An 8,986-nucleotide genomic window follows, 5' to 3' on the forward strand; every position below is an offset into this window, starting at 1 on the left:
TCAGCCTTTCGCTGAGCGTCGACGACCGGCCGTCACGAGACGGTCGACGACGAAGAGGAGGAGGAACGCGAACACCAGCGCGAGGAGTGCGAAGATGACCGCGACGAACGGGTCGGACTGCGAGACCAGCAGCAGAGCGGTCTGCAGGTTCACCCGGCTGAGCAGCGACGCGATGGTGAACTCGCCGAGCACCACGGCCACAGAGAGCACGCTCGCTGCCAGGATGCCGCGGCGCAGGTTCGGCACCAGGACGCGCAGCAGCACGCTCAGCCACCCGGCGCCGAGCGAACGACCCGCCTCGCTGAGGGTGACGACGTCGATCGCCGCGATGTTGCTCTGGATCGCCCGGTAGGCGTACGGCAGCACGAGGATCCCGTATGCGAAGGCCAGCGTCCAGGTGCCGGAGCCGAACAGGTCGGTGACGACCGCGTACGTCGGCGCGAGCCCGACGACCATCACGATCGCGGGGATCACGATCGGCAGCAGGCACACCAGCTCCAGAACGCGCCGCAGCTTCGGGATGCGCACCTCGACCAGGATCATCGTCGGCAGCAGCACGAGGAGCACGATCGCGACGGTGACCACCGCCAGGACGAGCGAGTTGCCGAGACCCTGGTAGATGCGGTCGTAGCGGGTGGTCTCGCCGCTGAAGACGAGCACCCACCTGTCGAAGCTGTAGACGCCGGGCTTCGCGGTGCGGAGCGTGAACTCCAGCATCGAGAACAGCGGGATGAGGAAGAAGAGGCCGAAGATCGTCCAGATGATCGCGCGTGCGAACGGCCCTGGGCCGAAGCGGAGAGCCTGGGCGTTCCGGCGGGCGCGGGTGGGGCGTCTGCTCTCCACCTTCGCGCCGCTCATCGCTGCCACCTGGCGGTGCGGGAGGCGAGCGCGGAGTAGCCGAGCATCACCACGACCATGACCACGAGCATCCCGAGCGACATGGCCCCGGCGAGGTTGGCGCGCCCGAGGACGGTCTCGGAGATGAGCGCCTGCCTGATCTGCAGGGAGACGATGTTGTTCGCCTGCCCGACGAGGGCCGCAGCGGTGGCGTACGAGGAGAACGCGTTGGCGAACAGCAGCAGCAGGCTGCCGAGGAACGACGGCAGCAGCACCGGGATGCCCACCCGGAACCAGTAGGTCGCCCTGTTACCGCCGAGGGTGGCGTTCGCCTCCAGCCACTGCGGCTTCAGTCCTTCGAGAGCCGGCATGAAGGTGATGACCATGAGCGGGATCTGGAAGTAGAGGTACGGCAGGATGAGGCCGGGCACCGTGTAGAGCCAGACGCCGTTCTCGTAGATGTTGATGTGGAACTGGTTGCGCAGCAGCACCGTGACGAGCCCCTGTGCTCCGATGGTCGCGATGAACGCGAACGCGAGCATCACGCCGCCGAACTGGGCGAGGACGCTGCTGGCCGAGTCGACCAGCGAGCGGGTCGCCCCTCCCGGGCGCGAGCGCAGCATGGCGAAGCAGAGTGCGGCGCCGCCGATCGCGCCGACCACGGCGGTCACCGCGGAGAGGAAGAACGCGCCGACGAAGGAGCCGAAGATGGCCGGCTCTGCGAGGCCGGTGAGGTTCGCCCAGGTGAACCGGCCGTCCGCATCCACGAACCCGCTACCGACCGCGATGATCGTGGGGATCGCGAGGAAGACGACGACGTAGAAGGCGAACGGGGTGAGGCCGACGATGGCGGGGAGCCCGCGACGGCGACGCCGGACCGGGGCCGAGCCGGAGCGCGCTCCGGAGTCGTGCTGCGTCCGCTCGGCGGACGCGACGCCGAACGGCGATTGGCGCCGGGTCTCCCCGGCGCCATCGCTGTCCAGCGGCGGCGCAGCAGCGCCGACGGTGGTCTCTGACATCAACCGACCGCGTTCGCCCATTTGGCGTTGAGCAGGGTTCCGGCGTCGGTGGCCTGCTTGTCCGTCATGACGGCGGTCTTGTCGAGCTTGCCGGGGAAGTCGGCCTTGTTCAGCGTGCCGGCCTTCTCCATCGCATCCACGCGGGCCGGGTACGCCCCGCCCTTGAGCCAGGCGTTCTGCGCAGCGTCGCTGTAGAGGTACTCCTCCCAGAGGCGCGCGGCGGCCGGGTGCGGCGCATCCTTGTTGATGGCCTGGTTGTAGTAGCCGACGTACGCGGTGCCGGGGAGAACGGTGTACTTCCAGTTCACGCCGCCGCCCTTGATCGTGTCGGAGGTCGTGTACCCCTTCTGGTTGAACGACCAGTCGAGCAGCACCGGGGTCTCGCCGGAGGCGATCGTGTTCGGCTTGCCGTCGGCGGCGTTCCAGTTGCCCGCCTTCTTCAGCTTCGCGAACCAGTCGATGCCGGGGGTCAGGTCGTCGAGGGTTCCGCCGGCCTGCAGATCGGCGAACGCGACGGCGCCCGCGGCTGCCGCGGCCTGGGTCGGGTTGCCGTTCAGCGCGACGGCGCCCTTGTACTCGGAGCCGAGCAGGTCGTCGAGGCTCTTCGGAGCCGACTTGATCTTGTTGGCGTCGTAGCCGACGGCCATGACACCGTAGTATCCGACCTTCCAGAGACCGGTGCTCTCCTTCTCGTTCGCGGGGATGTCGTCCCAGCCGGTCGGCTTGTACGGCGCGAAGTACTCGGTGTTGGCGAGGGCGACGGACGAGCCGACGTCGAAGGTGTCAGGAGCGGTGTCCTGGCCCTTGAGCTTCTTCGCCGCGTCGATCTCCTCCTGGCTGGATGCGCTGTCCTGACTCGGGTTGATCGTGATCCCGTACTTCTTGGTGAAGCCGTCGAAGATCTCCTGGTAGTTCGCCCAGTCGCCCGGCGTCGCGATGATGTTGAGGGTGCCCTCTTTCTTCGCGGCGGCGATGAGCGCATCCATGCCTCCCGCTGCCTTCACATCGGCGGCCGAGGCGATGTCCTTCGACGCGGTGGGGTCTGCTGCGTTCGCCCCGCCGGTGCAGGCGGCGAGCGAGAGTGCGACGACGGTGGCCGCGGCGGCAAGGCCGGCGACGCGTGCGCGCTTGAATGTCACGGTTCCTCCAGTGTGGGGTGCCCGGTCAGTCGTCCCGCGTTCGGTCGCGGGACACATGGATTCCCGTCCGGGCCGATGCAAACGTATGGCGGTCGTTCGACCAGCCGGGGTGGCGTCGATGGACGGCAGGTGAACGAGCGGGGAAGGACTGTCCGAGGTTCCCGCTATGGTCGACACCGTGGTAGAAAAGGTCTCCCCCGCGCTCGCACGCCGCATCGCCCTTGCCGCGCAGGGGTTCGGCCGCCCGCATCCCGAGTCGGTCGGCACCCGGCAGCTCAACGGGGTGATCGACCGCATCAACCTGTTGCAGATCGACTCGGTCAACGTGTTCGAGCGCAGCCACTATCTACCGGTGTTCGCGCGGGTCGGGGCGTACGACAAGGAGCTGCTCGACAAGCTGACCTTCGCCGCCAAGTCGCCGCACACGGAGTACTGGCCGCACGAGGCCGGGTTCATCCGGCGCGAGGACTGGCCGCTGTTCCAGTGGCGGATGGACGGTTTCCGGGCGCGCTATGGCACGGACCCCGACGGGTGGTACCAGCGGAACGCATCCACCGTGGAGTGGCTGCGCGCAGAGCTCGCCGAACGCGGGCCGCTCGTCGCAGGCGAGATCGAGCACGACGCCAACAAGCGCAGCGGGCCGTGGTGGGGCTGGTCGGACGTGAAGCGGGCGCTGGAGTTCCTGTTCCTGTTCGGCGAGGTGGCGGTGGCGGGGCGCACGCGGTTCCAGCGCCGCTACGCGCTGGCGGAAGACGTGCTGCCCTCGTCGGTCCTCGACACGACCGTGCCGACGGTGGATGCGGTGCGCGAGCTGATCCGCCGCTCGGCGGTCGCGCACGGCATCGGCACGGCGGCCGACCTGGGCGACTACTACCGCATCAAGCGGGCTCCGGCTATCGCGGCCATCCAGGAGCTGGAGGACGCTGGCGAGCTGATTCCGGTGGCGGTCGGCGGCTGGGAGCGCGGCGGCAAGCCGGAGAAGGCGTGGCTGCACCGGGATGCGCGCCTCCCCCGGCGGGTGTCGGCCACGGCTCTGCTCTCGCCGTTCGACCCGGTGGTCTGGTATCGCGACCGGGCGCTGCGGCTGTTCGACTTCCACTACCGCATCGAGATCTACACCCCGGCCGAGAAACGCATCTTCGGCTACTACACCCTGCCGATCCTGCTCGACGACCGCGTGGTCGGGCGCATCGACCTGAAGAGCGACAGGCAGGCTCGCGTGCTGCGCGTGCAGTCGGCGTGGTCGGAGCCCGGCGCGCCCGCCGAGACGGTGGAGCGCCTGGTGCCGCTGCTGCGCAGCACCGCCGCTTGGCAGGGCCTCGACGCGGTCTCGGTCACCGCCCCGCACCGCGGCGACCTCGCCCCGCTCCTCGCCGCCGCACTCGCGTAGCCATCGAGCCGGGAGTTGTGTACGCGAGTCGCCCGCGTGTCGCGTACAGAAGTCCCGGCTCGATTGCTTGGGCACGGGAGGCGGGCGGGCGTAGTGTGCGGGCATGAGTTCACCGCTGGAGTATCTGGATGCTGCCGGGGCCGATGAGGCCGACTTCGAATCGCCGATGCGCGAGCTCTACGCCTACCGCGACGGGGAGAGCTGGGTGGACGGTTTCGTCACCGGCGTCAAACGCGGGGGCGCGCAGGACGGCACGAGCCTCGTGCAGTTCGACGGACGCATCTGGGTGCCCGCTGCCGAGGTGCGGGCGTCTGACCACTACGTCGCCGTGCTGCTGAACCCGGACGACACCGTCTACGCCGAAGTCGTGCAGAGCTTCGTCGACGGCGAACCGGCCGACCCCATCCGCGATGTGTCGACCGTCGAAGGCCAGACCGTCGGCACCGCCTGGCACCCGGTGGATGCGTCGCGCGCCGGTTCCACGCGCATCCCGTACCGCTACGCGGGCACCGCCGAACTCGGCTGAGCCCGCCGCAGCGATCGAGCCCAGGGTTTTTCACCGCAAAAGCGCGATCTGCGGTGAAAAAGGCTGGGCTCGATAGCTGCGCGAACGGCTAGAAGGTGGAACCCATCTTCTCGAGGCGCTCGACGCGCTCGGGGATGGGCGGGTGGGTGCCGAACAGGCGGCTCATCACGCTGGGCTTGAGCGGGTTGGCGATCCAGAGGTGCGCCATCGACGAGTTCTGCTTCTGCATGGGGCGGCCGTAGGCCTCCAGCTTGAGCAGGGCGCTCGCGAGCGCGTCCGGATGCCGGGTGGTCATGGCTCCCGTGGCGTCGGCGAGGTACTCACGCTGGCGGGAGACCGCGAGCTGCACGAGGGTCGCGACGAGCGGGGCGATGATCGCGGCGATGAGGCCGAAGACGATGATGACCGGGTTGCCGCCGCCACCGCCGCTGTTGTTGTTGCGGTTGCCGCCCATGCCGCCGAAGAACGCCATGCGCAGGAAGATGTCCGCGATGAAGCCGATGGCCACGGTGAGGCCGAAGACGATCATCGACAGCCGGATGTCGTAGTTGCGGACGTGACCGAGTTCGTGCGCCATGACGCCTTCGAGCTCGGCGTCGGTCATGATGTCCAGCAGTCCGGTGGTGGCCGCGACGGAGGCGTGCTGCGGGTCGCGGCCGGTGGCGAACGCGTTGGGCGCCGGGTCGTTGACCACATAGACCGCCGGCATCGGCGTGCCCGTGGTGATCGACAGGTTCTCGACCACGTTCCAGAGCCGCGGGTTGTCCGCCTTGGTGATGGGGACGGCGCCCGACATGCTCAGCGCCTGACTGCTGGCCAGGAAGTACTGCACCACTGCGTAGAGCGTGGCGCCGATGATCACGAACCAGAGGATCGTGTAGCTGTGGTAGATGAGGCTCGCCAGCCAGCCGAGCCCACCGATGATGATCAGGAACAGCAGGATCGTGAAGACCGTATTGCGCTTGTTCCTGGCTATCGCCCTATACATCGCCGCCCGCTAGAACTGGACGCGCGGGGGCTCGGCGATGGCCGCGAGGTCGCTGACCTCGAAGAAGTCGCGCTCGGTGAAGCCCATGCGCTTGGCGAAGATGTTGTTGGGGAAGACCTTGATCTTGGTGTTTAGCTCGCGAACGCCGCCGTTGTAGAACCGGCGCGATGCCTGGATCTTGTCTTCGGTGTCGACCAGGTCGGCCTGCAGCCGCAGGAAGTTCTGGCTCGCCTGGAGCTGCGGGTACGCCTCAGCGACCGCGAAGATGCTCTTCAGGGCGCTCTGCATGTGGCCCTCGGCCACGGACGCCTCTGCCGGCCCCTGCGCGGACAGCGTCTCGGCACGCGCCTGCGTGACGGACTCGAAGACGCCCTTCTCGTGCGCCGCGTATCCCTTGACCGTCTCGATGAGGTTCGGGATGAGGTCGGCACGCCGCTTGAGCTGCACCGTGATGTCACTCCACGCCTCGTCGACACGGACCTTGAGCGTCACCAGCGAGTTGTAGGTGGCCCACAGGTAGATCCCGATGATCGCGACGATCACGACGACGATGATGACCGGGATGAGCCATTCCATTTTCGGGTACTCCTTGGTGTGCTGGCGCGTGAACGACTGGGCGCAGATCTCATCCTAACGGCGGGCCACGGCGCTCCCACCGCGTTCCCACCACTCTCAAAGCAAGCGTGGTGCGGTTCGGCAGGCGGGGTGCACAATGGGCACGTGAGTGAGGTCGCCGAGCGTCGCAGACGGGGCCGTCCGCGCAAGGAGCGGGACGGCGCATCCGCCAAGTCCGCCATCCTCAAGGCGGCAACGGAGGAGTTCGCCGAGCACGGCTACGACGCGGCGTCGCTGCGGGCGATTGCGCGACGCGCGGGCGTCGACTCCGCCCTCGTGCACCACTACTTCGACGACAAGGCCGAGCTGTTCACCGCGTCTCTGGATGCGCCACTGCGGCCCGACCGCATCCTGGAGGTCATCCTCGCCGGACCCAGGGAGGAGATCGGCACGTCCGTGGTGCGTCTGCTGCTCCGGCAGCTCGACGACGCGAAGTCTCAGGCCCGCATCGTCGCGATCCTGCGCACGGCTCTCGGCAGCGGACCTGGCAGCCGGATGCTCAAGGAGTTCCTGACCAGGGAGGTTTTCGTGCGATTGGCGGCCCTGGCGGGAGGGCAGGACGCCGACCTGCGGGCGAACCTCGCCGCATCCCAACTGGTCGGGCTGATGCTGACCAGGTTCGTGCTCAAGCTGGAGCCGATCGCGCACGCGGACGCCGACGAGCTGGCGCGGCGCGTCGGGCCCGTGGTGCAGTGGCATCTGTTCGGGAACCCGTCGGCGGGGAGCCTGGATCGTCCTTGACGCCTCGCCGTCGCGGGCGAATAATTCATCACATGATGAATTCCGCGGCGGGCACTTCCTCGGTGGGCACTTCCTCGATGGGCACAGCGGTCTCCGTGAACGGGCTGACGGTGCGCCGCGGCCGCGCGACGATCCTCGACGGCCTGACCCTGCGCATCCCGCGCGGTGAGGTGGTCGGCCTGCTCGGGCCGAGTGGATGCGGGAAGACGACGCTCATGCGCTCGATCGTCGGCGTGCAGCGCATCGCCGGGGGCACGGTCGACGTGCTGGGAGAACCGGCCGGCTCTGCCGGGCTGCGGCACAGGGTCGGCTACGTCACCCAGGCGGCGAGCGTCTACGACGACCTCACGGTGCAGCAGAACCTCGCGTACTTCCGGCGCATCCTCGGGGCGGCGAAGGCCGACGTCGACCGCGCCATCGCGGCCACCGACCTCGGCGCGAACGCCGGGCAGCTCGTCTCCACGCTCTCGGGCGGGCAGCGCAGCCGCGTCTCGCTCGCCGCGGCCCTGCTCGGCTCCCCCGACCTGCTCGTGCTCGACGAGCCGACGGTCGGCCTCGACCCGCTCCTGCGCGTAGAGCTGTGGGAGCTGTTCCACCGCCTGGCCGATGCGGGGACGAGCCTGCTCATCTCCAGTCACGTGATGGACGAGGCCAGCCGCTGCGACCGGCTGCTGCTGATGCGCGACGGGGCGATCCTCGCGGACGAGACGCCCGCATCCCTGCTGGCCTCGACAGGGGCGGAGGATGCGGAGGGCGCGTTCCTGGCGCTGATCCGCCGCCGCCATCCCAAGCACGCGCTGCCGGATGCGGACGGGACGGACAGTATGGACGCCGCGGACGGCGCGGACGACGCGCACGACGCGGACGTCGCACATCCCGGCGACGAGAGCGGGGCGGCCCGATGAACGGCTCACGCACCATCGCCACCGCCGGCCGGGTGCTGACGCAGATCCGCCACGACCCGCGCACCATCGGGCTGCTCGTCGTCGTGCCCAGCCTGCTGATCGGCCTGGTCGCGTGGATCTTCACCGACACCCCGGTCTTCTCGACGATCGGCCCGGCGATGCTCGCGCTGTTCCCGTTCATCGTGATGTTCCTGGTGACGAGCATCACCACACTGCGGGAGCGCCGCACCGGCACGCTGGAGCGCCTGCTGTCGATGCCGCTCGGCAAGGCGGACTTCATCCTCGGCTACACGCTCGCGTTCGGCCTGCTGGCGATCGTCCAGACGCTCGTGGCGGTCGGATACGCGGTGTGGGTGTGCGGGCTGGAGATCACGGGCAGCGTCTGGCTGCTGATCGCCGTCGCGCTCGCCGACGCGATCCTGGGAACGACGCTCGGCCTGTTCGTGAGCGCGTTCGCCCGCACCGAGTTCCAGGTGGTGCAGTTCATGCCGGCGCTGGTGTTCCCGCAGATCCTGCTCGGCGGCATCTTCATCCCGCGGGACCAGCTCCCGGATGCGCTGCACATCATCAGCGACTGGCTCCCGCTCTCGCACGCCGTCGACGCGCTGAACGCGGTGGCGAACGACACGCACGACGCCGCGTACGTCGGCGGCGAGCTCCTCATCATCGGAGCGTTCGCGCTCGCCGCGATCATCCTCGGAGCCCTCACCCTGCAGCGCCGCACCGCCTGACCGCGCCTCCGACGCAATCGAGCCCAGGCTTTTTCACCTTAAGAACGCGTCTTAAGGTGAAAAAGCCTGGGCTCGATTGCTTCGGTCAGCGGCGG

Annotated in this window: 10 protein-coding genes; 5 read left to right on the forward strand and 5 right to left on the reverse strand. The window is 68.7% G+C overall.

Features of this window, described 5'->3' with window-relative positions; genetic code table 11:
* The 3 genes from ACYVGI_RS09755 to ACYVGI_RS09765 are packed head-to-tail and all read right to left on the reverse strand — an operon-like array spanning nucleotide 1 to nucleotide 2,995.
* Nucleotides 1-867, reverse strand: coding sequence for an ABC transporter permease (locus ACYVGI_RS09755; RefSeq protein WP_460632392.1), 867 nt, complete (start codon nucleotides 865-867; stop codon nucleotides 1-3).
* The gene (locus ACYVGI_RS09760; protein ID WP_460632393.1) at nucleotides 855-1,877 is read right to left on the reverse strand and encodes an ABC transporter permease; all 1,023 of its coding nucleotides are present in this window, start codon (nucleotides 1,875-1,877) and stop codon (nucleotides 855-857) included. The genes ACYVGI_RS09755 and ACYVGI_RS09760 overlap by 13 nt, the downstream gene beginning before the upstream one ends.
* Nucleotides 1,856-2,995, reverse strand: a complete 1,140-nt coding sequence (locus ACYVGI_RS09765) for an ABC transporter substrate-binding protein (RefSeq protein WP_460632394.1) — start codon at nucleotides 2,993-2,995, stop codon at nucleotides 1,856-1,858. Before ACYVGI_RS09765 ends, ACYVGI_RS09760 begins: the two co-directional genes overlap by 22 nt.
* A 178-nt stretch (nucleotides 2,996-3,173) precedes the next feature.
* Between ACYVGI_RS09765 and ACYVGI_RS09770 the strand changes: the two genes are divergently transcribed.
* Nucleotides 3,174-4,385, forward strand: coding sequence for a winged helix-turn-helix domain-containing protein (locus tag ACYVGI_RS09770; RefSeq protein WP_460632436.1), 1,212 nt, complete (start codon nucleotides 3,174-3,176; stop codon nucleotides 4,383-4,385).
* A 103-nt stretch (nucleotides 4,386-4,488) separates the two neighbouring features.
* Entirely contained in the window at nucleotides 4,489-4,911 is a 423-nt protein-coding gene (locus ACYVGI_RS09775; protein ID WP_460632395.1) for a hypothetical protein, read from the forward strand.
* A gap of 88 nt (nucleotides 4,912-4,999) precedes the next feature.
* Here ACYVGI_RS09775 and ACYVGI_RS09780 read toward each other — a convergent pair whose 3' ends face one another.
* Nucleotides 5,000-5,899 carry a M48 family metalloprotease gene (locus tag ACYVGI_RS09780; RefSeq protein WP_460632396.1) on the reverse strand — a complete coding sequence of 300 codons (900 nt, stop codon included), beginning with the start codon at nucleotides 5,897-5,899 and terminating at the stop codon, nucleotides 5,000-5,002.
* 9 nt (nucleotides 5,900-5,908) lie between these two features.
* The gene (locus ACYVGI_RS09785; protein ID WP_055895541.1) at nucleotides 5,909-6,475 is read right to left on the reverse strand and encodes a LemA family protein; all 567 of its coding nucleotides are present in this window, start codon (nucleotides 6,473-6,475) and stop codon (nucleotides 5,909-5,911) included.
* A gap of 144 nt (nucleotides 6,476-6,619) precedes the next feature.
* Here ACYVGI_RS09785 and ACYVGI_RS09790 point away from each other — a divergent pair, with 144 nt between their 5' ends.
* From ACYVGI_RS09790 to ACYVGI_RS09800, 3 genes are all read left to right on the forward strand, one after another.
* Entirely contained in the window at nucleotides 6,620-7,255 is a 636-nt protein-coding gene (locus ACYVGI_RS09790) for a TetR/AcrR family transcriptional regulator (protein ID WP_460632397.1), read from the forward strand.
* Nucleotides 7,256-7,332: 77 nt separating this feature from the next.
* The gene (locus ACYVGI_RS09795) at nucleotides 7,333-8,160 is read left to right on the forward strand and encodes an ABC transporter ATP-binding protein (protein WP_460632398.1); all 828 of its coding nucleotides are present in this window, start codon (nucleotides 7,333-7,335) and stop codon (nucleotides 8,158-8,160) included.
* Nucleotides 8,157-8,891, forward strand: a complete 735-nt coding sequence (locus ACYVGI_RS09800) for an ABC transporter permease (RefSeq protein ID WP_460632399.1) — start codon at nucleotides 8,157-8,159, stop codon at nucleotides 8,889-8,891. The genes ACYVGI_RS09795 and ACYVGI_RS09800 overlap by 4 nt, the downstream gene beginning before the upstream one ends.
* Nucleotides 8,892-8,986: the final 95 nt, after the last annotated feature.

It is taken from the genome of Leifsonia lichenia (assembly GCF_054780215.1).